The 24,297-nt window shown below is 69.5% G+C and carries 21 protein-coding genes and 1 pseudogene; 13 read left to right on the forward strand and 9 right to left on the reverse strand.

Annotated features, from left to right (window positions below; genetic code table 11):
* The first annotated feature begins 11 nt into the window (after window positions 1-11).
* The 5 genes from NLI01S_RS23545 to NLI01S_RS23565 all read left to right on the forward strand — a co-directional run bounded on the left by NLI01S_RS23545 (window position 12) and on the right by NLI01S_RS23565 (window position 5,294).
* Window positions 12-440, forward strand: coding sequence for a (deoxy)nucleoside triphosphate pyrophosphohydrolase (locus NLI01S_RS23545; protein WP_067608750.1), 429 nt, complete (start codon window positions 12-14; stop codon window positions 438-440).
* A 213-nt stretch (window positions 441-653) separates the two neighbouring features.
* Window positions 654-2,546, forward strand: a complete 1,893-nt coding sequence (gene typA / locus NLI01S_RS23550) for a translational GTPase TypA (protein ID WP_067608700.1) — start codon at window positions 654-656, stop codon at window positions 2,544-2,546.
* Between the two features lie 116 nt (window positions 2,547-2,662).
* Entirely contained in the window at window positions 2,663-3,328 is a 666-nt protein-coding gene (locus tag NLI01S_RS23555; RefSeq protein WP_067608703.1) for a DUF6758 family protein, read from the forward strand.
* A 73-nt stretch (window positions 3,329-3,401) separates the two neighbouring features.
* The gene (locus tag NLI01S_RS23560; protein WP_067608706.1) at window positions 3,402-4,277 is read left to right on the forward strand and encodes a PHP domain-containing protein; all 876 of its coding nucleotides are present in this window, start codon (window positions 3,402-3,404) and stop codon (window positions 4,275-4,277) included.
* A gap of 123 nt (window positions 4,278-4,400) precedes the next feature.
* Window positions 4,401-5,294 carry an MBL fold metallo-hydrolase gene (locus tag NLI01S_RS23565; protein WP_067608709.1) on the forward strand — a complete coding sequence of 298 codons (894 nt, stop codon included), beginning with the start codon at window positions 4,401-4,403 and terminating at the stop codon, window positions 5,292-5,294.
* Window positions 5,295-5,392: 98 nt separating this feature from the next.
* On the opposite strand, the gene NLI01S_RS23570 is transcribed toward NLI01S_RS23565, so the two are convergent.
* The 3 genes from NLI01S_RS23570 to NLI01S_RS25880 form a co-directional block, all read right to left on the reverse strand.
* A complete protein-coding gene (locus NLI01S_RS23570; RefSeq protein WP_190318569.1) occupies window positions 5,393-6,301 on the reverse strand; it encodes an alpha/beta fold hydrolase in 909 nt (302 codons plus the stop codon).
* Window positions 6,302-6,353: 52 nt separating this feature from the next.
* Window positions 6,354-7,913 carry a DEAD/DEAH box helicase gene (locus NLI01S_RS23575; RefSeq protein ID WP_067608715.1) on the reverse strand — a complete coding sequence of 520 codons (1,560 nt, stop codon included), beginning with the start codon at window positions 7,911-7,913 and terminating at the stop codon, window positions 6,354-6,356.
* Between the two features lie 289 nt (window positions 7,914-8,202).
* The gene (locus NLI01S_RS25880; protein WP_157091122.1) at window positions 8,203-8,349 is read right to left on the reverse strand and encodes a hypothetical protein; all 147 of its coding nucleotides are present in this window, start codon (window positions 8,347-8,349) and stop codon (window positions 8,203-8,205) included.
* 157 nt (window positions 8,350-8,506) lie between these two features.
* Here NLI01S_RS25880 and NLI01S_RS23580 point away from each other — a divergent pair, with 157 nt between their 5' ends.
* The 3 genes from NLI01S_RS23580 to NLI01S_RS23590 all read left to right on the forward strand — a co-directional run bounded on the left by NLI01S_RS23580 (window position 8,507) and on the right by NLI01S_RS23590 (window position 10,215).
* Window positions 8,507-9,190, forward strand: coding sequence for a ferritin-like fold-containing protein (locus NLI01S_RS23580; RefSeq protein ID WP_067608718.1), 684 nt, complete (start codon window positions 8,507-8,509; stop codon window positions 9,188-9,190).
* Window positions 9,191-9,398: 208 nt separating this feature from the next.
* Window positions 9,399-9,710, forward strand: a complete 312-nt coding sequence (locus NLI01S_RS23585; RefSeq protein WP_067608720.1) for a DUF6401 family natural product biosynthesis protein — start codon at window positions 9,399-9,401, stop codon at window positions 9,708-9,710.
* 262 nt (window positions 9,711-9,972) lie between these two features.
* The gene (locus tag NLI01S_RS23590) at window positions 9,973-10,215 is read left to right on the forward strand and encodes a hypothetical protein (protein WP_067608722.1); all 243 of its coding nucleotides are present in this window, start codon (window positions 9,973-9,975) and stop codon (window positions 10,213-10,215) included.
* Between the two features lie 160 nt (window positions 10,216-10,375).
* Here NLI01S_RS23590 and NLI01S_RS23595 read toward each other — a convergent pair whose 3' ends face one another.
* The 3 genes from NLI01S_RS23595 to NLI01S_RS23605 all read right to left on the reverse strand — a co-directional run bounded on the left by NLI01S_RS23595 (window position 10,376) and on the right by NLI01S_RS23605 (window position 12,644).
* Window positions 10,376-11,167, reverse strand: a complete 792-nt coding sequence (locus NLI01S_RS23595; protein WP_067608725.1) for a mechanosensitive ion channel family protein — start codon at window positions 11,165-11,167, stop codon at window positions 10,376-10,378.
* 385 nt (window positions 11,168-11,552) lie between these two features.
* A complete protein-coding gene (locus tag NLI01S_RS23600; RefSeq protein ID WP_084392845.1) occupies window positions 11,553-12,188 on the reverse strand; it encodes a TetR/AcrR family transcriptional regulator in 636 nt (211 codons plus the stop codon).
* A gap of 288 nt (window positions 12,189-12,476) precedes the next feature.
* The gene (locus NLI01S_RS23605) at window positions 12,477-12,644 is read right to left on the reverse strand and encodes a hypothetical protein (RefSeq protein ID WP_223809359.1); all 168 of its coding nucleotides are present in this window, start codon (window positions 12,642-12,644) and stop codon (window positions 12,477-12,479) included.
* Between the two features lie 335 nt (window positions 12,645-12,979).
* Between NLI01S_RS23605 and moeZ the strand changes: the two genes are divergently transcribed.
* A complete protein-coding gene (moeZ, locus tag NLI01S_RS23610) occupies window positions 12,980-14,143 on the forward strand; it encodes an adenylyltransferase/sulfurtransferase MoeZ (RefSeq protein ID WP_067608731.1) in 1,164 nt (387 codons plus the stop codon).
* A 156-nt stretch (window positions 14,144-14,299) separates the two neighbouring features.
* The gene (locus tag NLI01S_RS23615; RefSeq protein WP_067608735.1) at window positions 14,300-14,686 is read left to right on the forward strand and encodes an SPW repeat protein; all 387 of its coding nucleotides are present in this window, start codon (window positions 14,300-14,302) and stop codon (window positions 14,684-14,686) included.
* Window positions 14,687-15,003: 317 nt separating this feature from the next.
* On the opposite strand, the pseudogene NLI01S_RS23620 reads toward NLI01S_RS23615, so the two are convergent.
* Window positions 15,004-15,718: pseudogene (locus NLI01S_RS23620) on the reverse strand (ArsR/SmtB family transcription factor).
* Window positions 15,719-15,814: 96 nt separating this feature from the next.
* On the opposite strand from NLI01S_RS23620, the gene NLI01S_RS23625 reads away from it, so the two are divergent.
* The 3 genes from NLI01S_RS23625 (at window position 15,815) to NLI01S_RS23635 (ending at window position 23,008) form a co-directional block, all read left to right on the forward strand.
* Window positions 15,815-16,147, forward strand: coding sequence for an MGMT family protein (locus NLI01S_RS23625; protein ID WP_067608738.1), 333 nt, complete (start codon window positions 15,815-15,817; stop codon window positions 16,145-16,147).
* Between the two features lie 86 nt (window positions 16,148-16,233).
* On the forward strand, window positions 16,234-19,431 hold the full coding sequence (locus NLI01S_RS23630) for an ATP-dependent helicase (protein ID WP_190318570.1): 3,198 nt from the start codon (window positions 16,234-16,236) through the stop codon (window positions 19,429-19,431).
* Window positions 19,424-23,008 (forward strand): ATP-dependent helicase, encoded by a 3,585-nt coding sequence (locus NLI01S_RS23635; RefSeq protein ID WP_067608744.1) that lies wholly within the window; start codon window positions 19,424-19,426, stop codon window positions 23,006-23,008. Before NLI01S_RS23630 ends, NLI01S_RS23635 begins: the two co-directional genes overlap by 8 nt.
* A 31-nt stretch (window positions 23,009-23,039) precedes the next feature.
* Here NLI01S_RS23635 and NLI01S_RS23640 read toward each other — a convergent pair whose 3' ends face one another.
* Both NLI01S_RS23640 and NLI01S_RS23645 read right to left on the reverse strand, forming a co-directional pair.
* Window positions 23,040-23,369 carry a DUF4333 domain-containing protein gene (locus tag NLI01S_RS23640; RefSeq protein ID WP_067608756.1) on the reverse strand — a complete coding sequence of 110 codons (330 nt, stop codon included), beginning with the start codon at window positions 23,367-23,369 and terminating at the stop codon, window positions 23,040-23,042.
* Between the two features lie 232 nt (window positions 23,370-23,601).
* Window positions 23,602-24,144 carry an EF-hand domain-containing protein gene (locus NLI01S_RS23645; RefSeq protein WP_067608747.1) on the reverse strand — a complete coding sequence of 181 codons (543 nt, stop codon included), beginning with the start codon at window positions 24,142-24,144 and terminating at the stop codon, window positions 23,602-23,604.
* Between the last annotated feature and the right edge of the window lie 153 nt (window positions 24,145-24,297).

Here is a 24,297-nt window from a genome sequence, read left to right on the forward strand (position 1 = left end):
GCTGGGTCGATGTGCGAGACGAACTGATCGTGGTGGGCGCCGCCGTCATCCGTGACGGTCGTGTCCTGGCAGCCCAACGAGCCGCACCCGCCGCCGCCCGTGGCCGTTGGGAGTTCCCCGGCGGCAAGACCGAACCGGGGGAGACCCCGGCCGAGGCGGTCGTTCGCGAGTGCCGTGAGGAACTCGACGTCACGATCCGGGTCGGCGACCGGATCGGCCCCGACGTCCCCCTCCAAGCGATCTCCGAGCGTCTGGGTCGTCCCACGACACTGCGGCTGTTCAGGGCCGAACTCCTGGTGGGCGAGCCCCGCCCCCTGGAGCACCTCGCACTGAAATGGGTCGATCCGTCGCGGCTATACGAACTCGACTGGTTGCCCGCCGACCGCCCCTTCCTGGATCCCCTCGGGAGGATCCTGGAAGCGGACTCACAACCCGTCTGACCTCCGTGCACGACGCATACGAATCGCCTTCGACGAGGCCCGGAACGACGTCCGAAAAGGACCTCGCGACCACCCCGAAGGGGCCTTCGGCGGTGACGAAGATAACCGATGCGACCTGTACGTTTCCCGCTCAGCCCACTATGACCACATAAACTGGCGACGGGCCGTGGCACCCTGCGGTCTCTACCCAGTACAGGAAAAAGAGTCTCAAGCATGTCCAGTGCCACGCCCTTGGAGGGCTCCGCCCGCCGTACCGACCTGCGCAACGTGGCCATCGTGGCCCACGTCGACCACGGGAAGACGACCCTCGTCGACTCGATGCTCTGGCAAGCGGGAGTCTTCCGTGAGAACCAGGACGTCGACGCTCGGGTCATGGACTCCGACGACCTGGAGCGCGAGAAGGGCATCACCATTCTCGCGAAGAACACCGCGGTGCACTACACCACGCCTGAGGGCGAGGACGTGGTCATCAACATCATCGACACCCCAGGTCACGCCGACTTCGGTGGCGAGGTCGAGCGCGGTCTGTCGATGGTCGACGGTGTCGTCCTGCTCGTCGACGCCAGCGAGGGCCCCCTTCCCCAGACCCGCTTCGTGCTCCGCAAGGCGCTCCAGGCCAAGCTCCCCGTCATCCTCGTGATCAACAAGGTGGACCGGCCCGACAGCCGGATCGCCGAGGTCGTGGACGACACCTACGAGCTGTTCATGGACCTGGACGCCGACGAGTCGCAGATCGAGTTCCCGATCGTCTACACCTGCGCGCGTGATGGCAAGGCCTCCCTGGTGCGCCCGGCCAACGGCGGGATGCCCGACAACGACAGCATGGTGCCGCTGTTCAGCACCATCCTGGACACCATTCCGGCCCCCGAGCACGTCCCGGGAGCACCGCTGCAGGCCCACGTCACCAACCTCGACGCCTCCCCGTTCCTGGGCCGTCTCGCCCTGGTCCGTGTCCAGCAGGGAGAACTCCGCAAGGGCCAGAACGTCGCGTGGATCCGCACCGACGGCAGCGTCAAGCAGGTGAAGATCACCGAGCTGCTCATGACCGAGGGGTTGGAGCGCAAGCCCGCGGAGATGGCGGGCCCCGGTGACATCGCCGCCATCGCCGGTATCGACGAGATCATGATCGGCGAGACCCTCGCCGACCCGGAGAACCCGGTCGCGCTGCCGCTGATCCAGGTGGACGAGCCCGCCATCTCCATGACCATCGGCACCAACACCTCGCCGCTGGTCGGCAGGGTCAAGGGTGCCAAGGTCACCGCACGCCTGGTCAAGGACCGTCTGGACAAGGAGCTCGTCGGTAACGTCTCCCTGAGGGTCCTGCCCACCGAGCGTCCCGACGCCTGGGAGGTGCAGGGGCGTGGTGAGCTCGCGCTGGCCATCCTGGTCGAGCAGATGCGTCGTGAGGGCTACGAGCTCACCGTTGGCAAGCCGCAGGTGGTCACCAAGAGCATCGACGGCAAGCTGCACGAGCCCGTCGAGCGTCTGACCGTGGACGCGCCCGAGGACTACATGGGCGCGATCACCCAGCTGCTCAGCGTCCGTAAGGGCCGCATGGAGAACATGGTCAACCACGGCACCGGCTGGGTGCGCATGGACTGGCTGGTGCCTTCCCGCGGCCTCATCGGCTTCCGCACCGAGTTCCTCACCGAGACCCGCGGCACCGGTATCGCCCACCACGTGTTCGACAAGTTCGAGCCGTGGTTCGGTGACCTGCGTACCCGTCCCAACGGTTCCCTGGTCGCGGACCGGGCCGGCGCGGCCGTCGCCTTCGCGATGTTCAACCTGCAGGAGCGCGGTGTCCTGTTCGTCGAGCCGACCACCGAGGTGTACGAGGGCATGATCGTCGGCGAGAACTCGCGCGCCGACGACATGGACGTCAACATCACCAAGGAGAAGAAGCTCACCAACATGCGCTCGGCCACCGGTGACGAGCTGGTCAAGCTGGTGCCGCCGCGCAAGCTCTCCCTGGAGCAGGCGCTGGAGTTCTGCCGCGAGGACGAGTGCGTCGAGGTGACCCCCGAGCACGTGCGCATCCGCAAGGTGATCCTGGACCAGAAGGAGCGCGGCCGCATCGCCGCCAACAAGAAGCGCCGCGACGGCTAGGAGTTCCGGTCTCGGACATGGTTCCGTGACCTGGAGGCTTCAGCGGGCGGGCGGGGCACCTGTGTCCCGCCCGCCTCGCGTTTTCCACGTGTCCCACCCGGGTAGAGGATCAGGACATGAAACCCGAGCCCTCGTGTCCACGATGCGGTCGCGGTGTGCAACCCCCGGGGTTGTGGACCAGCGCCTGGCAATGTGACGCCCACGGTCCGGTGGCGCCGCTCCAAGGGGTACGTCCCCCGGGCCTCGCCACGCTCGAGGCGGTCCTTCCACAGGCCGAGGTCCCCGTGTGGATCCCGTGGCCGTTGCCCGGAGGCTGGGTGGTCACCGGTTTCGCCGACGTCGGGGACGAACGCACCGGTGCGCTGGCCACCGCCTTGGCCATGTCCGGACCGAACCCGCTCGGCGGGGTCGGTGAGCTCGTCATCGTCGCGGAGGATCCGGGTATCGGCCTGGGCGCCCGCCTGGCCGGCCTGGAGGGTTCCGACCCGGGTGTCGGCTTCGACAAGGGTCCCCCCGACGCCAAGGTGCGTTACGACGGTCACGAGATGGCGCTGTGGAACCTGGATGTGGGGCGCGATCGCGCCGCCTACGCCGGTGAGGCGCTCGCCCACTGGCTGTGGGTGGTGTTCGCCTCCGCCGACACCGGGATGCTCATGGGGGAGATCAACGCCCTGCGCGACCTCCGGGACCTGTGGGACGGTGGCATCGCCTTCGAACCCCCGTTCGGGGCACCGAGTCCGTTCCTGGAGCGCATGCTCGCCCACCGGGACGCGTCGGCCTGACGGGGAAGGCACATCGATCCGACCCAAGCGCGCGACCGGCGCGGTGACCGCGCGGTTTACGTACAATCGCCCGGTGACACGTATCGACCTGCATTCTCATAGCTCGGTGTCCGACGGCACCGATACCCCCGCCGAGGTCATCGCGTACGCGGTCGACGCCGGCCTGGACGTCCTCGCCCTGACCGACCACGACACGGTCGGTGGCCTGGAGGAGGCCGCACGGCATCTGCCCTCCGGGTTCACCCTGGTCCCCGGGATGGAACTGTCCTGCGCCTACCAAGGGTCCAGCGTCCACTTGGTCTGCTACCTCTTCGACCCCCGATCACCGGGACTGGCGAAGGAACTGCGCCGGGTACGCCACGACCGGGCCACCCGGGCCGAGGAGATGGTGGAAAAACTTCAGCGGAACGGCGTGGACGTGACCTGGGAGCGGGTGTTGGAGATCGCCGGCGCCGGACACCCCGAACACGCCGACGCCAACACGATCGGCCGCCCGCACCTGGCCCGCGCGGTTGTGGAGGCGGGTGCGGCCAAGAACGTGCAGGACGCCTTCGACCGGTGGATCGGCTCCGGTGGTCCCGCCTACGTCTCCCGGTACGCGATCGATCCGGTCCGCGCGGTGCGATTGGTCCGCGAGGCGGGCGGGGTGTGTTCCCTGGCCCACCCGGCCCGGGCGGAGGGCGCCATGAACGGGTCGGTCCCGGTCGAGTTGGCCGAACGCATGGTGGCCGTCGGACTCGGTGGAATCGAGGCCGACCACCCCGCGCACAACCGACCGCAGACCAAGGAGTGGCGGGGGATCGCGGCGGACCTGGGCATCGTGGTGACCGGGTCCAGTGACGACCACGGTGCTCTGACCGGACACCGTCTCGGCGCCAGGACCACGGCGCCGGAGGCGTTCGAGGAGCTCATCGCGCCGGCGACCGGGGCGCGGCTCCTGAAGGGCTGAGGAACCACCGGGCGGAACGGTCACCGCACGCGTCGAGTTCGGTACGGTACGGACCACTGCGTGAGAGCGCGACAATGGTCACAGCGTTGAATCAGTGCATATCTGGACGAAGGGTCTGACACCGTGTTCTGGAAGCGGAAGTCGAAGAAGCAGGAAGGCCAGGAGGCCACCGATTCCGCTGCGGAGGTCGCGGAGGACACCAAGGAGGAGACCGACGACGCGGTCGAGTCCGAGGGCAAGGACGCGGAGCGCGAGACCGCGGCCGAGGAGTCCGACTCCGAGAAGACGGAGGAGACCGAGGCGGCCGAGGGCTCAGACGAGGCCGATGAGGCCGAGGAGAGCGACGTCTTCGCGGGCGACGAGGACGAGGACGAGGTCGGGGTCACCGGACCCGACGGCGAGGGCATCACCCGCGTGCGCACCGCCGGCGTCTTCGAGTTCGGCGACGACAAGTTCGACGTCGTCAGCAACACCTGGATCGTCGAGGCCGACAAGGACGGAGTCATCGTCATCGACCCCGCCCACGACGCGGAGGCGATCCTGAAGGTCATCGGTGACCGTGAGGTCTACCTCGTGGCCTGCACCAACGGCTACAGCCCGCACATCGGCGCGGCCCTGGCCATCGCAGAGGAGACCGAGGCGGACATCGCCCTGCACCCCCGCGAGATGCGTGCCTGGCGCCGCGTCCACGGCGCGGAGCACCGCCCGGAGATCGAGGTGGAGGGCGGTGGCGCCCTGGACGTCGGGGACCTGCACATCGACGTCCTGCCCCTGCCCGGGACCTCGCCCGGCTCCATCGGTTTCTACATCAGTCAGCTGGGCGTCGTGTTCGGTGGTGACACGCTTCGCGAGGGTGGTCCCGGCATGGTCGGTGACACCCACCTGGACTACACCACGCAGCTCGCCACCATCGGCGAGAACCTGCTGACGCTGCCGCCGAACACCCGGGTCCTTCCGGACCGCGGCTCCGCCACCACCGTGGAGCGGGAGAACAAGAACTTCGATTCCTGGGTCTGATCCCGACCGTCGAAACAACACGTGCCGTCGCCCTGGGGGGCGGCGGCACGTCGTGTTCGTGGACCCGGTTCCCGACGGGGGCACCAGGGCGGACGGGGTCAGCGTCGGCCGACCGACTCGGTCTCGTTCCAGAAGGCGGTCAGGGCGCTGGCCGTGGTCTCCGGGGCCTCCACGTTGGGGGAGTGGCCCGCACCGGGGACCACGATGCGTCGGGCGTCGAGTCGTTCGGCCATGTCGTTCTGCTCGGAGGTGGGCCAGGCGTCGTCGTTCTCGCCGTAGACGACGAGTTTGGGCACGTCCACCTCGGCGAGCTCGTCCACACGGTCGGGGGCGCTCAACAGGTCCTCGGCCATGCGTATGAGTCCCAGGGCGCTGCTGGACAGCAGGCGGTCCCGGAGGAAGTCGACCACTTCGGGCTTGGGGGAACGCGCACGTGCCTCGGCCTCGAACAACTCGTCCCACAGTTCGCGGAGGCGGGCACTGGTGGGATCCATCGACACCGCGGCGATGAGGTTGCGGGCTCGGACGGCGGCGGCGCCGCTCAGGGCGCCGGGACCGGAGCACAGCAGGGTGAGGGAGGCCAAGGGGGAACCCTCGAACAGGGCCGTCTCACGGGACACCAGGCCGCCGAAGGAGTGCCCCACCAGATGTACGGGGCCACCGTCGCCGACCTGGTCCATGACCTCGGCGACCACCTCTCCCAGAGAGGAGAGACGGTAGTCGGGAAGCCTCACCCCGGGCGCGGGGGTGAGGGTCTCGGGGCCCGGCGACCGGTAGGTGCCGGGCAGATCGATCGCGACCACCTCCCGCCCGGCCTGCGCCAAGCTCTGGAGGAGGGCGATGAAATCCTCTTTGCTGCCGGTGAAACCGTGCACCAGGACAGCGGGGGCCAGTTCTGTGCCGCCGGAGGTGGGCAGAGCCCGGAGCGCGGACAGCGGACCATACGTCAGCCGTAGGTCCGTGCGCCGCACACCCGGCGGCAGATCGAGGAACTCAGGTGTACTCACGTCGGGTCACCCTAGACGATGCCGACACCGTCACGGGCGGACCCGACACACATCAGGTGTTCTCGGGGTCCCGAGCGGCGGCTCCACCGCGGGTACGGCGACGGCGGCGGATCCGACGGGCGCCGTCTCCCTCACCGGAACGCTCGGAGGCGCCGGAGGGGCGTTCGGCGGCCGCCGAAACGGTCGGCTTCTGCTCCGGAGCCGCACCGGCTACGGTCTCCCCGTTGCGGGTGCGATTGCGGCTGCGGTTGCGGTTGCGTCCGCCACGGCGTCCGCCCTGCTCCCCACCACCGGTCTCGGTACGACCGGCATCGCCACGGCCACGGCCACGGCTCCGAGCCTGGCGACCACCGCGGTCGCCACCGCGCGGCTGCCCGGTGTCGCCGATGTCCTCGACCTCTTCGGCCTCCAGCCCGGCGTGTTCACCGCGCTTGTCGGCGGCCAACCTGCCCTTGGTCCCCTTGGGGATCTGCAGGGCCTCGAAGAAGTGGGCGGAGGTGGAGTAGGTCTCCTCCGGCTCGTGGAAGTCCAGGTCGAGGGCGCCGTTGATGAGCTTCCAGCGTGGCATCTCCTGCCAGTCCACGAACGTGACGGCGGTACCCGTGCGCCCGGCGCGGCCGGTGCGGCCGATGCGGTGCGTGTAGGTCTTCTCGTCGTCGGGCGTCTCGTAGTTGACCACGTGGGTCACGTCGTCGACGTCCAGACCACGGGCGGCCACGTCGGTGGCGACCAGGATGTTGATCTTGCCGTTGCGGAAGGCGCGCAGGGCGCGTTCGCGCTGACTCTGACCGAGGTCACCGTGGACGGCCGCCGCCGCGAAACCGCGCGACTTGAGGTCGCTCGCGACCCGGTCACAGGCCCTCTTGGTCTGGCAGAAGACCATGCTCTGCCCGTGGTGCTCGGACTGTAGAAGACGCGCGAGCATCTCCGGCTTGTCCATCTGGTGGGTGCGGAACGCGTGCTGGGCGATCCGCTTGGTGATGACGGAACCGTCGATCTCGTTGTCGTCCCCGGCGCGCACGTGCGTGGGCTGCCGCAGGTAGTTGCGGGAGAGGGTGACGATCTCGCTCGGCATGGTGGCCGAGAAGAGCATGATCTGACGCTCGTCCGGGATCTTGGTGAGGATGCGCTCGATGTCGGGGAGGAAACCCAGGTCGAGCATCTTGTCGGCCTCGTCCAGGACCACCGCGGCGACGGCGTCCAGCCGCAGGTGCTTCTGGTTCTCCAGGTCCAGCAGCCGACCGGGGGTGCCGACGACCACGTCGACGCCCTCCTTGAGGCCGTTGATCTGCGGCTCGTAGGAACGGCCCCCGTAGACGGTGAGGATTCGGCCGCCACTGCGCTTGCTCGCGGTGGTCAGGTCCGCGGCGACCTGGATGGCCAGCTCGCGGGTGGGGACCACCACCAGGGCGCGTGGCCGCTTGCTGGTGCCCGGGTTCTCCTGGGTCCTCTGTAGAAGGGGAAGGCCGAAGGCGAGCGTCTTGCCGGTACCGGTACGAGCCTGTCCGATGATGTCGCTGTTGTTCAGCGCGATGGGCAGGGCCAGTTCCTGGATCGGAAAGGGTTCGATGATGCCCTCGGCTTCGAGGGCATCGGCGAGTTCGGTGCTCACGCCGAGATCGCGGAATGTCGTAGCGGGTGTCGTTGTCTCGTCTGTGCTGCTCAGGGTTCTGGCCTCCATCTAGGCGGGCCGCAGCGTTGTTCGTGGCCGCGGCGGGGTGCGGTCGCGGACGGCTTTCTACCGCCGCGGAGGGCGCGGCTCATCGGGTTCCCGCATCTCTGGGGGAGCCGCGGTGGCGCTGCCGACTGGACCCGCGCGGCCCGGAACGTGCCCCGGCCGCGATATCCATCCGCTGGTTTGTCGTGTGCGGTGCGTCGCTGGGCGCTTGGCCATCGCTCCCTCACGCCGCACTGGTCGTGAGGACACGTCGTGTGTGTCCGGCGCCCGCGCTCGGGGCGCCCGCCTCCGCGGCGCCGGAGAGGTACTCGCGGGAAGTCCCGCGTTCGGGGGCGCGGCAGGCGGCGCGAAGATCACGCGCGCTGGTCATCACACAGAGTCTAGCTGTTGGCTCGCCCGGTGGACATAGCAGTTCACCGTGGCCGTGGACGGCCGAGACCGTACCCGCTCCTGGAGGGTGCAACCCTGTTCCGGCGGCGTTTAGTCCCCGGTCGGCATCCCGGGTGTCTGCCGATACCCTGACGACCATGACCAAAGGCCCTTCCGCCGCCCCCGGCGTGATCGATCTCCTCGGACTTCTCGCCTACGCCGAACTCGGCTCCTTCTTTCGTCTCGCGGACGACGCGGGTCTGGCCCCGTCGCTACGGACCAAGGGGGACCTCGCCGGTCTGGCCGCCGATGAACAGCGGCACTACCGGCTGCTGCGGGAGCGCCTGGAGGAACTCGGGGTCGACCCCGAGGAGGCCATGGCCCCGTTCGTGAAGCCGCTGGACGCCTGGCACGAGCGCACCGAACCGCAGAGCTGGTTGGAGAGTCTGGTCAAGGCGTACGTCGGCGACGGGATCGCCGGTGACTTCTATCTCAAGGTCGCCGAGCTCGCCGACCCCGCGACGCGGGAGCTGGTCGAGGATGTGCTCGCCGAGACCGGTCGGGCCGAGTTCATCGCCGAGCAGGTCCGCGCGGCCCTGGAATTGGACCCCAAGCTGGCCGGTCGGTTGTCCCTGTGGGCCCGCAGACTCGTGGGGGAGGCGCTGAGCCAGGCGCAGACCGTGGCCGTGGAGCGGCCCGAGCTCGCCGCCCTGGTGACCCGCGACGCCGAGGCCGCCGAGGACGGTTCCGGGCTGAGCGACCTCGCCGCGGTGAGCCGAATGTTCGCCAAGCTCACCGAAGGGCACGCCAAGCGCTTGTCCGCGATGGGGCTGGGCCAGTAACCCCTGGCGGAACCGGTGTCCGTCGATCGACCGCGTCGATGGATGCCGGTTTTGTCGTTCAATCACGGTTTGACCCTGCCTTGGTGGTACTTGGGCCCACTTGGTCAAGGGCGGGTAATTTCCAACACATTCATTACGATCCATTGGTGGGGAGCACATATAGTCGAGGAGGTTTCCCGTCTCCTGACCACCGCGAGTAGGTACTTCCATGCCCCGTGGGACCTCCGTGCGCCACCCGCTGGCCGGACTCACCCTTGACTTTCACCGCCTCGGCCCGCTCCAGGGCCCACTCGAGCCCTGGATGTGCGCTGAGCTGGATCAGCACGCCGCACAGGTGTGCGAAGGCATTGTCTCCGGAGGCGCCGATCTCAACGCCGGCACTCTCGGAACGTACCTGCACGGCTTCCTCGACGGTTGCCTCGAACGCGGCTGGGACTCCGACGACGCCGGTTATGACTGGGAGACTCTCCGAATTCTCGCGATCTGCCGCCTGGCCAAGGAGCGCGGTTTCGTCCGCTAGGTTGGTCCTATCGCAGGCGGTGTGATCTTCGACGCGAGCTTCTCGCGGCAGGCACCCTTGCCGGTTCCCCGGCGAAATGCCGAGACCGGGCGTAGGCTGAAAAGTGACGGTGGCCCCGAGGGGCCGTTCATGGACGGTGCGTCCAACAGGAACCAGAGCCCTGCGGAATGCAACGTGGGATCTGTGGTGTCAAGGGCCCGGTGGCGGGCCCGAACACCGTAACTGGCGGAGCGGCCTGAGCGGTCGCGAGAAAGGAATGCGAATGAGGAGCGGTCGACATGGGGCGGCGCGCCCACCCGTCGGCGTCCTGATCCAGCAGGATCGCGTCGACTTCGCGCTTTTCGTACTGATCTTCGTCGTCTCGCTCGTGTCGATGGTATTCACGGGGCCGGGAAGCATCGTCTTCTGGCTGGCTTTCCTCCCGATGATCGCCACCGTCGTTCTGGGTTTCCGACGCATCGAGCACCTCTCCCGACTGGAGCTGGACGACTCCGAATTCATGTGAGCCGAGCCGTCGAATGATCGAGACGGCGACGATCACTCCCGCGGGAGCGGCACCGCGACACACGACGAGGGCGAGACCACCGGGTCCCGCCCTCTTTCGTGTCCTCCCGAGCCCTCCTCGGGCCCACGGTCCGTCCGACGGATCGTGCGCGGCCTCGAGGTTACGGGGTGGACTCGCCGCTCTTGCCGCGCTGCCCGGGCAGGCTCGACGCCTCCTCCTTGGCCTCGGTCGCCGTGGAACCGGGACGGCTCATCGCCGCGTCCCGTCCGGCCTTGTAGCTGCTCTCCTCGCTCAGCCTGCCGGTCTCACGCTCGGCCACGTCCAGCCAGCGCGCCCAGCGCGCCTGCATCGGCTGGATGAGGCCACCACCGACACCGACGATGAGGATGCCGCCGACGGTCGCCAGCACCGCGATCAGTACCGGCATGGTGACGGCCACGGCCACGCCCATCTGGTTCAGCGCGGCGATCACGCCCAGGGCCAGGATGGCCACGGCGGCGATGTTGGCGAGCACGCCGCCGTAGGACAGCCCGCTCAGTGTGTTACTGATGACGTCCTTGACGGCCTTGGCGATCATGCCGGCCACCACGACGATGACCAGCGCGACGATGCCGTGCGGAATCCACGCGATCACGTCGTTGAGGAGCGTGCTGACCGGGTTCGAACCGAAGACGTTGAACGCGAGCGTCAGCACGAACAGCAGTCCGACGTAGTAGATGATCTTTCCGCAGAGCTCGCTTCCGGTCCAACGGCTGCGCTCGAAGTACTGACCCACACCTCCACGGTGCAAGGCCCGGTCCAGCCCGACGCTGTGGAGCCCCTTGGCGACCCCCCTGCCCACGAACCAGGCGATGATCCAGCCCAGAACGAGGATCACGAGGAATCCCAGCAGCAGCGGTACGAAACTCACTACGGCCGCCAAGGCGTCCATCAGACCCTGACCGATGTCCATACGTCTTCACCCCCGAATCGCTGGTACCGCTCGATCGACCGGTGGCCGGTGCCGAGCGGGTACGGCGAAGAGAAGCGCGGTACTTCTCAGTTCCGCGATACCCGACGACGGGAGAACAAATCTTTTGACGCCGATTCCCCGTGGTGATTACCCGGGCTTTGCGCGGAATTTTGGAAACCCTGGATAAATTTGCTTCACGAGACGCTGAAATACCCGGTTCCGGCGCTTGTCAAGCACCATTCTGGCGGCATTTCGAGATGAACCCGGATAATGAGATAGGGGTGGAAGGAGCGTTCCGTGCGGGTGTGGACCGAAAAAGCCCCCGGACACTCGAAGCATCCGGGGGCCGACCTCGTGGTCGTGGGCCGCGGTCGGGCCGTCGCCGTCAGTCGTCCTCATCGGAACGGGTCAGGTCCCAGCCGCTGATCCCGCGCCAGGCCAACCTGGCCACCAGCTGCTCGGCGGCGTCCTTCGGTACCGAACCGTGGTTGTTCAGCCAGTACCTGGCGCTGGTCTCGGCCATGCCGACCAGGGCGATGCTCAGCAGGTGCGCCTCCTCGTCGGAGATGCTCGTGTCCTGCCGGATCACCTCACCGATCAGCTCGGCGCAGCGCTGGAACGTGTGCTCGCTCTTCTCCCGTACCGCGGGGAGGTTGCGCAGGTCGGACTCGAAGACCAGTCGGAAGGCCTCACCGTCCCCCGCGACGAAGTCGAAGTAGGCCTGGAAGCTCGCGGTGACCCGTTGACGGTTGTCATGGGTGCTCTCCAGCGCTTCACGCTGCTTCTCGACCAGTACCTCGGAGTGCTCCTCCAAGAGGGCCAGGTAGAGCTCCAGCTTCCCCGGGAAGTGCTGGTACAGAACGGGTTTGCTGACACCCGCGCGGTCCGCGATCTCGTCCATCGCCGCCGCGTGGTACCCACGGGCGACGAAAACCTCCTGCGCTGCGGCCAGGAGTTGACGTCGGCGCCTGACCCGGGGCAAGCGGGTGCCCCGGGCGCGTGCGTCTGAAGGAGCTGTCACACCCACACCCTCCGAACTCGGCATGGCAGATGCGCGCCATTCACTCGGCACCTGCGTGGCTGATACCTACGGGCGCGGCCTCGGCTCCGTGTCGCGCCCAGCGGCTTTTCGCTCATCTTACTCCCGCGTAAGTTGAGTGTGGGCGGCGTGCGACGAACTTCCACCGATCGCCGACGGCCCGAAAAACCGACATCGCAGGTGAGAAGGGCGTCGAGCCGGTCCCCGATACGTGAGACGAAGGGCCTGGAGTTCATGCGGTGGCGGCCATCGTGATCACGGAAGGAAACCTCAACGGCGCTCGTCCTCGTCCTCCCCGGCGTCGATCGACTGGTCGATCACGTCCGCCTCGTTCGCCTCGATGAAGGCGTCCTGGGAGGTGTCCTCGAAAGGGCGGCCCTCCTCGTCCGGCCCCGCGGAGGCGCGCTGCTCGGCCGCGTCGGCCTCGGGAACGCTCATACCCGGGTCCTCGGCCTCGGGTGTCCGTCCGGTGTCTCGCTGCTCGGAAGATGCCACAGGGTCCTCCCCAACGTCGTCGGCGGTACCGGAGACACTACCCGCCGCCACCGTGATCACGGGGGTACCGCGCGGAATGAACCGATGGGTCCGGTTGGTTGGGGGGTCAGGACGTCCCGAGGGGCGACGAGCGCCACTCGTCCCCGGGGTGGGAATGGAAAACCCCACCCGTTAGGTTGGGTATAAGTGAAAGCCGCTTCGCGCACCGCCCCTCCCGCCGTGGACCCCTCGGTGCGGGTACGGGTGCGAGGCATTCCGAACAGACATGAGGAGTCACCGTGTCGCTGCCGCCGCTGGTCGAACCGGCTGCCGAGCTGACCGTGGACGAGGTGCGCCGTTACTCGCGTCACCTGATCATCCCGGACGTGGGGATGGACGGTCAGAAGCGCCTGAAGAACGCCAAGGTCCTCGTCGTCGGCGCGGGCGGCCTGGGCTCCCCGGCCCTGCTGTACCTCGCCGCCGCGGGTGTGGGAACGCTCGGCATCATCGACTTCGACGTCGTCGACGAGTCCAACCTCCAGCGCCAGGTCATCCATGGGCAGAGCGACATCGGCCGGCCCAAGGCCGAGTCCGCCCGGGACAGCGTCAAGGAGGTGAACCCCGGGGTCGAGGTCATCCTGCACCAGGAGCGTCTGGAGTCGGACAACGCCCTGGACGTCCTCGCCGGTTACGACCTGATCCTGGACGGCACCGACAACTTCGCCACCCGGTACCTGGTCAACGACGCCGCCGTCATCCTGAACAAGCCCTACGTGTGGGGTTCGATCTACCGCTTCGACGGTCAGGTCAGCGTCTTCTGGAACGAGTACGGGCCGCACTACCGCGACCTCTACCCCGAGCCGCCGCCGCCCGGAATGGTCCCCTCCTGCGCGGAGGGCGGCGTCCTGGGTGTGCTGTGCGCGTCCATCGGCTCGGTCATGGTCAACGAGGCCATCAAGCTGATCACCGGCATCGGTGAGCCGCTCGTGGGCCGTCTGCTCATCTTCGACGCCCTGGAGATGTCCTGGCGCGAGGTCAAGGTCCGCAAGGACCCCGAGACCGAACCGGTCACCGAGCTCATCGACTACGAGGCGTTCTGCGGTGCGGTGTCCGAGGAGGCCACCGAGGCCGCGGTGGACTCCACCATCACCGCGCCGGAGCTCAAGGAGCTCCTCGACAACAAGCCCGACGAGATCTTCCTCGTGGACGTGCGCGAGAAGAACGAGTACGAGATCGTCAGCATCCCGGGCGCGACGCTCATCCCCAAGGGCGAGTTCCTCAACGGCAAGGCCTTCGAGCGGCTGCCCCAGGACAAGCGCGTCGTGCTGCACTGCAAGTCCGGTGTGCGTTCGGCCGAGGCGCTGGCCGCGGCCAAGGCCGCCGGTTTCGGCGACGCCGTGCACGTCGGCGGTGGTGTGCTGGCCTGGGTCAACCAGGTCGATCCGAGCCTGCCCGCCTACTAGGTCGGGGTTGGAGGGTTCGCTCACGGGCGGTGCGGGGTCCTTCCCCGTACCGCCCGTACTCGTTTCCCCGGGAATGACGGCCCCGGAACGGGTACAGGTCCCACACGGGTCGCGCGCCGACCACCGGCGCGGGCCCTGCTGCTGGGAGGTGGCGTTATGCGCGTGAAGGGACGCTGGGCCGACTGGGCGGCGATCGCCCTCGGTTTGATGGTGGGACTGAGCTGGGTCGCACACGGGATGTACGGGTTCTCCGGAGGACTGTTCTTCATCCTGGGGCTGGGGGTCATCCTCGCCGCGACGATGTCGTTGACCCGCCCCGGATCGTTGACTACCGAGATCGGAGTGGTCGCCGGCGGCGCGGTGCTGTTCTCCCTGCCGTGGCTGCTCGGGTTCACCCATATCCTCGGGGCCGCACTGACCGCGTGGATCGGGGGCGGAGCCATCCTGGTCCTGGGGGTCTACGGGCTGACCAAGGCCAGGGCCGCGCGCAGACGCGACCCCGAACTGGCCTGGGGCACCCACGAAAACGTGGTTTCGGAGTAGCCGAACCGGCCGACCGTCCGGGTCTGGGAGCCGCTCCCCTCAGCGGGGGCGGCTCCGCGCCGTCTCCGGGGATGCGGTGGCCGTGCTCTGTCCACGGCGAGAGACGGCCACACCGACCACGCCGATGTGAACGCGGCCAAGAACATCCTTCACGCCGCAGGGCATGCGGTGTCAGCCTGCGGAGACCTCGGGGTCACCCGGTCCGTGAAGCAGGAACCAGCGCCCCCGCGAGGGCAGGCGCACCAACCGGCGTTATCGCTGGTTGGAATCCCCCGGCTTTAGGTGTGGGGAGGAAGTCAACGGTCATGCGCCGAACCCTAGGACGCGGACCCTTCGGCGCCGGCCGAAGCGTCCAACCCCAACAGGCCGGCCAGGTCGCGTACGCCCTGGTCGGTCACCCGCAACGCTCGGCCGCCCCCGATCCGCACGCACCAACCGGCGGCCAAGGCGTGTGAGAGCAGGGCCGCGCCCGCCACCCCGGCCAGGTGCGGCCGGCGTTCCGTCCAGTCCAGGCAGGGACGGGCCAAGGGGCGGCGTCCACCGCTTCGCAGGTCGATTCCGAGGTCGCAGAACCAGGCCGATCCGGCGTCGGTGAGCGCGAACCCGGTCTCCTGGTCGAGGAGACCGCGCTCGGACATCGCTCGGGTGACGTCCACCCCGAGGGCCCGGCGAGGTGGTCGTAACAGGTGCGGGCACGGGCCAGCGCCCGTCGTCGGGCGCTCTGCGCCAACGAACGCACCGGCCGACGTTCCGGGGCGATGTGGCCGGCCATGGTCTCCACCAGGTGGCGGTCTTCGGACCGGACAGCCGTACGTACCTGTGTCGACCCTGCCGGACCTGCGTGAGCAGGCCGCCCTCGACCAACCGGTTCAGGTGTTCGCTCGCGGTGGAGGCGGACACCCCGGTGTGCCGGGCGAGTTCGCCGGATGTCCACGCCCGATCGTCCAGGAGCGCCAGGCACATCGTCGCCCGGGTGGGGTCGGCGAGCAGGGCGGCCAGCGCCGCCAGATGGGGGCCGTCGGTTTCGAGCATGCCTCCAGGATGCCCCGACGACGTTTCGGCGCACGCCGAAGTGGACGGGTGCGGGTACCGGTGAGCCTGTCGGTGGGGGTGGTTAGGCTCACGTCCATGACCGAAGCGTTGCCCGAAGAGGATGGACCCGACGAGTACACCGAGGACGTCCTGTCGGTGGTGGAACGGATTCCCACGGGTCGGGTGATGAGCTACGGCGACATCGCCGAGTACGTGGGCCGGGGCGGGCCCCGGCAGGTGGGGGCGGTCATGTCCCGTTGGGGAGGAGGAGTGCCCTGGTGGCGGGTGGTGCGCTCGGACGGGCGGCCCGCCTCGGGGCACGAGGTGCGTGCCCTTTCACACTACGCCGGGGAGGGCACCCCGATGCGCCCCGGAAGCGACCGGGTGGACATGGCCGAGGCCCGTTGGGACGGGCGGACCAGGGGCTGAGAACGCACCCGACTCTTCCCGGGGCGTCCGGGATGGTCGTTTCCCTCTGGTGAACTGGTGAGGTGAACACATCCCCGTACCGTCTCGTGCGGCGCGCCCATCAGGCGACGCCGCCGCCGGTGCTGGACGAGAACCAGCAGAGCGTGGTCGACCACCCCGGTGGCCCCCTCCTCGTGCTCGCGGGCCCGGGGACCGGGAAGACCACCACCATCGTCGAGGCCGTCGTCGACCGCATCGACCACCGTGGTGTGGATCCCTCCCGGATCCTGGTGCTCACCTTCAGTCGTAAGGCCGCCCAGGAACTACGCGAACGCATCACCGGTCGGCTGCGCCGCACCACCCGCGAGCCCTTGGCGCTCACCTTCCACAGCTACGCCTACTCGCTGATCCGCCGCGAGTTCCAGCGCATGGGCGACCTCGCGCCCCGACTCCTGTCCGGGCCCGAACAGCTCATGGAGGTCCGTGAACTCCTGCGGTGGGAACTCGCCGACGGTGGGCAGGCCTGGCCGGAACGGCTCCGGCCCGCCCTGGAGACGCGCGGTTTCGCCGAGGAGCTGCGCGACTTCCTGATGCGCGCGCAGGAACGCGGGCTGGGGCCCGAGTCGCTGACGGCGATGGCCGCCGACCGTGACCGCGAGGACTGGGCCTCGGCCGCGGGGTTCCTGTCCCGTATGAACGGCCGCTTCGACATCGCCCCCGTGCCCACGCTCAACTACGCCGAGCTGGTGCGCGTCGCCGCGAACATGCTCTCCGACCCCGAGGTGCAGGAGCGGGAACGTTCCGCCCACGAGGTGGTCTTCGTCGACGAGTACCAGGACACCGACCCGGCCCAAGAGGAGCTGTTGCGCGCCCTGGCCGGGGACGGGCGAGACCTGATCGCGGTCGGTGACCCCGACCAGTCCATCTATGGGTTCCGCGGCGCCGAGGTGCACAACATCCTGGAGTTCCCGAGCCGCTTCCCCACGTTGCAACGTGAGGACGCCCCGGTCGTGGCGCTGCGGACCTGCCGCCGCAGCGGGGCCGCCCTGTTGGCGGCCTCCCGCGGGGTGACCCGGCGGCTGCCCGCCGTGGCCTCCGCGCGCGGGCAGGTCAACGCCCACCGCGACCTCGTCCCCGCTGAGGGGATCCCCGACGGCGAGGTGCATCTGCTGATGGCGGACAGCGCCACCCAGGAGGCCGCGGTCATCGCCGACACCCTGCGCCGGGCCCACCTGATCGACGGGATCCCGTGGTCGGACATGGCGGTGCTGGTGCGCTCCTCCAGCCGACAGCTGCCGGTACTCCGCCGTGCCCTCACCGCGGCGTCGGTGCCCGTCGTGGTGGGCTCGGACGAACTTCCGGTGGCGGCCGAACCCCTGGTCCGCCCCCTGCTCGGACTCATCCGGTACGGGCTGCGCCCGGAGGAACTGGACGACGAGGCCGCTCGCGAACTCCTGATGAGCGCCTTCGGTGAGGCCGACTCCGTCCGGTTGCGCCGGCTGGTGCGGGCCCTGCGCCGACTCGACCTGGACCGGGTCCGGTCCGCTCGGGAGAACACGACCACCGAGGGCGTCACCGAGGACGAGGTCGGCGAGGGCGAGGAGAGCGACGACCGGGACCTCGGGTACCGATCCTCCTCCCGGCTGCTGGTCGAAGCCCTGCGCGATCCACGTGAACTCACCCTGATCGATCCCGAGATCGCCGCGCCCGCCACCCGGGTCGCCAAGGCGCTGCGCACCGTGCGTGATCTGAACGCCAAGGGCGCAGACGCCGAACAGGTCCTGTGGGAACTGTGGCGCGACAGCGGGCTCGCCGACCGGTTGCTGCGGGCCAGCCAGGCCGGAGGCCGCCGTGGCGCCGCCGCCGACCGCGACCTGGACGCCGTGGTCGCCCTGTTCGAGAGCGCGGCCCGCTACTGTGACCGCCTCCCGCCGGGAACCCCCGACGGTTTCCTGGAGGACCTGGCCGCCCAGGAGATCCCCGGCGACAGCCTCGCCGAGCGCGCCCCCGAGGGTGAGGCGGTGCGCATCCTCACCGCGCACCGGTCCAAGGGGTTGGAGTGGGGCCTGGTCGTGGTGGCCGGAGCCCAGGAGGGAGAATGGCCCGACCTGCGGCTTCGCGGTTCCCTCCTCGGTGTGGAGGAGCTGGTCGACGCACAGAGTCACTCGGCGGACTCCTTCGGGGCCGCCCTGGCGTCCAAGCTCCTGGACGAGGAACGCCGACTCTTCTACGTGGCGCTCACCCGAGCCCGCCGCACCCTCTACGTCACCTGTGTGGGTGGTGACGACGCAGAGGAACGTCCCTCGCGTTTCCTGACGGAGATCGGACTGGGCGACCCCGAACCGATCAGCACCGGGCGACGATGGCTGTCCCTGCCCGCCCTGGTCGCGGACCTGCGTTCGGTGGTCACCGACCCCGAGGCTCCGGGGCCGCTTCGGCAGGCCTCCGCCGCCCACCTGGCCCGTCTGGCCGAGGAGGGTGTGCGCGGCGCCGACCCCGCCGAGTGGTACGCCCTCACCCCCTTCAGCGACGACCGCCCCCTCTCCGATCCCGAGGACACCATCCGGGTATCGCCCTCGCAGGTGGAGAGCTTCACCAACTGTCAACTGCGCTGGCTGCTGGAACGCGCCGCCGGCGCCTCCTCCGGCGACTCCGCCTCCGCGCTGGGCACCGTCGTGCACGCCGTGGCCGTTCTGGTCGCCCAGGGCGGCAGCGCGGAGGAGGTCGGTGAACGCATGGACGAGATCTGGTCCGACCTGGACTTCGGTGGACCGTGGCAGTCCGACAAACAGCGTGAGCGCGCCGACGAGATGGTCCGCAAGCTCATCGACTGGGACACCGGCAACGATCGCGAACTGGTCGTCACCGAGGAGGGCTTCAAGGTGGACGTGGGCGGCATCGAGATCACCGGTCGCGTCGACCGACTCGAACGCGACGACCAGGGACGCGCCGTGGTCGTCGACATCAAGACCGGCGGTACCAAGGCCGATGACCTGGCCCGTCACCCCCAGCTGGGCGTGTACCAGATGGCGGTGCTCAAGGGAGCCTTCGCCAAGCTCGGCCTGGCCGAGCCGGGGGGCGCCACGCTCGTGCAGGTCGGCAAGGCCGCGCTCAGCAAGAAGGCGCGCGAACAGGCCCAGTCTCCCCTGGGCGAGGACCCCGACCCCGGGTGGGCGCAGACCCTCGTGCGCGAGGTCGCCACCGGCATGGGCGGGTCCCGGTTCACCGCCACCCGAAACACCGGATGCAACTCGTGCGCGGTGCGCGCCTGTTGCCCGGTCCAGGACGAGGGCAGACATGTCTGAACCCACACCCGCCCCCGAGACCCCCGCCCCCCGGACCCCGCCCCCGGCCCCGAGATTCGACCCCGCAGAACTCGCTCGACTCCTCAAGCGTCCCGAACCCACCGTCGAACAGGCACGGGTCATCTCCGCGCCCCTGGAACCGGGGGTGGTGATCGCCGGCGCCGGATCCGGCAAGAGCGAGACCATGGCGGCCCGGGTGGTCTGGTTGGTCGCCAACGGACACGTGCGCCCCGAACAGGTGCTCGGTCTGACCTTCACCCGCAAGGCCACCACCGAGCTGGCCGAACGCGTGCGCAAGCGCCTGGAACAGTTGCGCGCCACCGAACTCTTCCCCGAGGAACCGTTGGACGGCGAACCCACGGTCTCCACCTACAACTCCTACGCGGGCCGGATCGTGGCCGACCACGCCCTGCGCGAAGCGGTCGAGCCCACCTCCCGGCTGCTCAGCGAAGGCCAGTCCTGGCAACTGGCGGCCCGGATCGTGGGCGAGTACGACGGTCCCATGGGGCACATCGACGTCGGAGCGGACACCGTCACCCGCCGGGTCCTGGACCTGTCCGGACAGATCGCCGACCACCTCACCACCACCGACCAGGTGCGCGGGGTGGGCCGCTGGATCCAGGCGGGCGTGGACGCCATGCGGCGCAAGCCCACCCGACCCACCAAGGACCTGGTGGACGCCCAGCGGCGCCGCGAGGAGCTGCTTCCGCTGATCGACCGCTACAACGACGCCAAGCGTGGTCGGGAGGCGATGGACTTCGGCGACCAGATGGCCCTGGCCGCGCGCATCGCCCTCAACCACCCCGAGGTGGGGCTGATCGAACGCGGCCGCTACCGCGTGGTGCTGCTCGACGAGTACCAGGACACCAGCCACGCCCAGTTGGCGTTGCTGCGCGCCCTGTTCGGCGAGGGCCATCCGGTGACCGCGGTCGGCGACCCCTGCCAGTCCATCTACGGATGGCGGGGCGCGATCGCCGCCAACCTCACCGGCTTTCCCACCGACTTCCCGGTCGCTCCGGGGCGGCCGGCCCCGGTGCGGCGCCTGTCGGTGAGCTTCCGCAACGGCCAACACGTACTGGACGTTGCCGAGCGTGTCTCCGACGAACTGCGCGCCGAGGCCGCCGACGTGCCCATCCTGTATCCGGGGCCCGCCCGACGCGGCCGCGGCACCGCCATGGCCGCGCTGTTCGCCACGGAGACCGAGGAGGCGGCGTGGATCGCCGACCAGGTCCGCCGCCTGGTCCACGCCACCGCCGACGACGCCGGTGGCCCGGTGTTCGCCCCGGACGGTCGGGCCTGGCCGGAGGGGGAGTCGGGCGGGGCCTCCGATGGTGCCGTCGGCCCCGGTGACATCGCGATCCTGTGCCGTAAACGCTCCCAGTTCCCGCCACTGCGGGAGGCACTGGAGGCACACGACGTCCCGGTGGAGGTCGTGGGCCTGGGCGGGCTCATGATGGTGCCCGAGGTCCGCGACATCATCGCCACCCTGAGGGTCGTCCACGACGCCTCCGCCGGCAACGAACTCGCCCGCCTGCTCACCGGACCCCGATGGCGGCTGGGCCCGCGCGACCTGGCCGCCCTGGGTTCCCGCGCCGCCGAACTCGCCCGGCACACCAGGCGTGATCTGACCACCTCCGGCCCCGACCACGAGGACGAGCCCGACGAGGACCTACTGCGCCGCACCGTCCTGGACCTGACCGCCGAGAGCGGCAGCCTCGTTGACGCCGTCGACGACCCCGGCCCGGCCGAGAACTACTCCGAGACCGCCTACGAACGCCTGGGCCGACTGGCCGAGGAACTGCGTGGACTGCGCAAGATCGTCGGCCAGCCCCTGCCCGACCTCATCACCGAGATCGAACGCATGCTCGGGCTGGACATCGAGGTGGGCGCTCGCATCCACCGCGACCCCCTGTCGGCCCGCGCCGACCTCGACGCCTTCGTCGACCACGCCGTACGCTTCGTCGGCAACACCGAGGACCCCACCCTGGGCGGCTTCCTCGGCTACCTCAACGCCGCGGAGGAGAACGAGAGCGCGCTCAGCCCCGGAGAGCGGGTGGGTGGTTCCGACAGCGTCAAGCTCATGACCATGCACGGCGCCAAGGGTCTGGAGTGGCCGGTGGTGTTCGTGCCGGGGATCAGCGCCGGCAAGCGCGCACCGCTGTTCCCCGCCAAGGCCCGCGACTCCCTGGCCTGGGTCAAGGCCGACCACCTGCTGCCGTATCCGCTGCGCGGCGACAGGGCGAGCCTGCCCGCCCTGCGCGGGGTGGAGAAGGAGGACATCGCCGAGTTCAAGGCGGCGGAGGAGGCCCGCCACCTGATGGAGGAGCGGCGGCTGGCCTACGTCGCCGTCACCCGTGCCTCCTACGCGCTGGTCTGCACCGGCCACTGGTGGGGACGGACCGGAAGCACCCCGCGAGGGCCGTCGACGTTCCTGGAGGAGATCCGCGAGGCCTGCGAGGGAGGCGCCGGGTCCGTGGTGGCCTGGGCACCTCCACCCGACCCGGAGGACACCAACCCGCACGACGATGAGGAGTCCTCGGCGGTGTGGCCACCGCCGGGACCGTCCGTGACGGAGCCGGTCACCGAGCCCGAACCCTCCCCGGTGTCCCTCGTGGTGCCGGAGATCGCCCCCGACCTCGTCGGTCCCGAACCGGAGTTCGAGTACGAACCGGAGTACGACCCCGAACACGACGACGCTCCCGTGACCGACTACGAGCCGGGTTCCGCGCCCGAGCCCGAACCCGAACCCGCGCCCGGGTCCCGGCCGGACGGCCGCCGTGAGCAGATCCTGGCCGGAGCCGACCTGGTGGAACAGGCCAGGGCCAGGCTGCGGGTCGGGGAGTCCGCGCTACCGAAGAAGGCCCCCGACGCGCTGCGCAAACGGCTCCACGGTTGGGAGCGCGACACCGAACTGCTGCTCGCCCACCGGGACCGCGCCGTCACCGGGTCGGGAGAGGGGCCGGTCGAGGTGGAACTGCCCGATCACCTGTCGGTGTCCTCCATGGTGTGGCTGGCAAGGGACCCCTCCGCGCTGGCCCGGCAGATCCGGCGGCCGCTGCCCCGGCCGCCGGCCCCGCACACCCGGCGCGGTACCGCCTTCCACTCCTGGCTGGAACAGCGATTCGGACAGAACGCCACCCTGCTCGACGAACTGCCCGGGGCCGCCGACGAGACGGCGGGGGAAGACGAGGACCTCGCCGAACTCCAGCGGATGTTCGAGGAGAGCGAGTGGGGTCGACGGGTTCCGCTGGAGGTGGAGGTGCCGTTCGAGACGGTCATCGGAGACCGTCTCATTCGAGGCCGCATGGACGCGGTCTTCCACGACGCCGAGACCGGTACCTACGACGTGGTCGACTGGAAGACCGGCCGCCCACCCGCCAACCCGGAGGAACGGCGGGCCGCGGGGGTGCAGTTGGCCGCCTACCGGCTGGCCTGGGCCGACCTGGTCGGGGCCGGCCCCGACCAGGTGCGGGCCGCCTTCCACTACGTGCGCGCGAACGAGACCGTGCGCCCCGTGGACCTGCTCGACGCCGAGGGCCTGGCCGCGCTGTTCACCCGCCTACCCGAACCCGACTGACGGTCCGCTCGCGGACCGAGGCGTCGCCGTCCTACCGAGGTGCCTGGTCGACCTGGATGTCCCACCCGACGTCGTTGCCCTCGACGGAGGTGACCGTGATGGTCACGCCATAGGCGACACCGTCGTCCACGAGCTCACAGCGGATCTCGGAGCCCACCTCCGCGGGAAGGTCGTCGGCGCACGTGACCTCGTCGGGGATCTGACCGACCTCCTCGGCGAGCATCCGGGCCGACTGTTCGGCGACGTCGTCGGCGGGAACGGTACCCGGTCCACCGAAGCCGAACGAGCAGCCCGCCAAGAGTAGGGGCAAGGCGCCGAGGGCCGCTCCGGCGATGATCCGGTCACTGCTGATCTGTCGCATCGTGTCCTCCTTGGTTCTTCCGAGATGGGCCATGTGAATCGACCCGAGAACCAGGGCCCTGGTTCCTGACCTGGGCGTTCCGATACGAGTTCGTGTTCTCGCGTTCCGTGCCCGACCGATCACCCGTACCCGTGGAAGGCGGGCGGTGCGGGCGGTGCGGGCGGCGTGGGCGGTGCGCAGGCACGCGGAGCGGCGGTGTCGGGAAGAGGTCACCGCCGCTCTCGTCGTCTGTTCAGACCACGCCGAAGACGAATCCGCCGGGTGAGTCGATGTCGTCGCCGAACAGGTACAGGCGGGCGGAGAGCACGAACTCCTCGCGGCTGATGTCGCCGTCCCCGTCGGTGTCCACGTGCGCGAACCGGGTGCGGGCGCCCGCCTCCTCGGCGCCCAGGGTCTTCGCGTAGACCAGGAACTCGGCCTCACTGATCCGGCCGTCCCCGTCGGCGTCCAGCAGGTCGAAGACGGCTTCCGCTACGGCCTCGGCCGCGTTGGAGCTGCTGCGGTCCTCGGAAGCGGCGTGCATGGCGCCCACGAACGAGTCCTGGTCCAGTCCACCGGTCTGGTCCCCGGAGAGATCGACCAGCTTGCGCCACAGGGACTCGTACGCGGCCTGGATCGCCCGGGCCCGGTCATCGTCGGCCTCCAACCCGTAACCGGCGACGTAGCGGTTCACGAGTCGTTGGTAGTCGTCCCAGGTAACGGCCTTGTCGCCGTCGGTATCCAGAACGTCGAACAGGTCGCCGAATCGGGCGGCGATACGGGGGTTGGTGCTCACGCGGGTCTCCTCCGAACCAAGGACGGGGCTTTCCCGCCCTCTGTCGTCAGAGTGCCATGTTCCTCCGGTGGTTCTCTGTTCGCTTCGGTGAAGCCGCCTTAGATGAGTGGTTCCCAGGGACGGGGGTTGTCGGGTGTCGTTTGGGTGTGTGGG

This window comes from Nocardiopsis listeri NBRC 13360 (assembly GCF_001570765.1).
Lineage (GTDB): Bacteria > Actinomycetota > Actinomycetes > Streptosporangiales > Streptosporangiaceae > Nocardiopsis > Nocardiopsis listeri.

What these genes read in the sequence shown, in the direction of transcription:
- typA (WP_067608700.1), top strand. Translation starts at nt 654, where the DNA reads ATGTCCAGTGCCACGCCCTTGGAGGGCTCCGCCCGCCGTACCGACCTG.
- NLI01S_RS23555 (WP_067608703.1), top strand. Translation starts at nt 2,663, where the DNA reads ATGAAACCCGAGCCCTCGTGTCCACGATGCGGTCGCGGTGTGCAACCC.
- NLI01S_RS25880 (WP_157091122.1), bottom strand. Translation starts at nt 8,349, where the DNA reads ATGACCAGCGCGCGTGATCTTCGCGCCGCCTGCCGCGCCCCCGAACGC.
- NLI01S_RS23580 (WP_067608718.1), top strand. Translation starts at nt 8,507, where the DNA reads ATGACCAAAGGCCCTTCCGCCGCCCCCGGCGTGATCGATCTCCTCGGA.
- NLI01S_RS23585 (WP_067608720.1), top strand. Translation starts at nt 9,399, where the DNA reads ATGCCCCGTGGGACCTCCGTGCGCCACCCGCTGGCCGGACTCACCCTT.
- NLI01S_RS23590 (WP_067608722.1), top strand. Translation starts at nt 9,973, where the DNA reads ATGAGGAGCGGTCGACATGGGGCGGCGCGCCCACCCGTCGGCGTCCTG.
- NLI01S_RS23595 (WP_067608725.1), bottom strand. Translation starts at nt 11,167, where the DNA reads ATGGACATCGGTCAGGGTCTGATGGACGCCTTGGCGGCCGTAGTGAGT.
- NLI01S_RS23605 (WP_223809359.1), bottom strand. Translation starts at nt 12,644, where the DNA reads ATGAGCGTTCCCGAGGCCGACGCGGCCGAGCAGCGCGCCTCCGCGGGG.
- NLI01S_RS23615 (WP_067608735.1), top strand. Translation starts at nt 14,300, where the DNA reads ATGCGCGTGAAGGGACGCTGGGCCGACTGGGCGGCGATCGCCCTCGGT.
- NLI01S_RS23625 (WP_067608738.1), top strand. Translation starts at nt 15,815, where the DNA reads ATGACCGAAGCGTTGCCCGAAGAGGATGGACCCGACGAGTACACCGAG.
- NLI01S_RS23635 (WP_067608744.1), top strand. Translation starts at nt 19,424, where the DNA reads ATGTCTGAACCCACACCCGCCCCCGAGACCCCCGCCCCCCGGACCCCG.
- NLI01S_RS23640 (WP_067608756.1), bottom strand. Translation starts at nt 23,369, where the DNA reads ATGCGACAGATCAGCAGTGACCGGATCATCGCCGGAGCGGCCCTCGGC.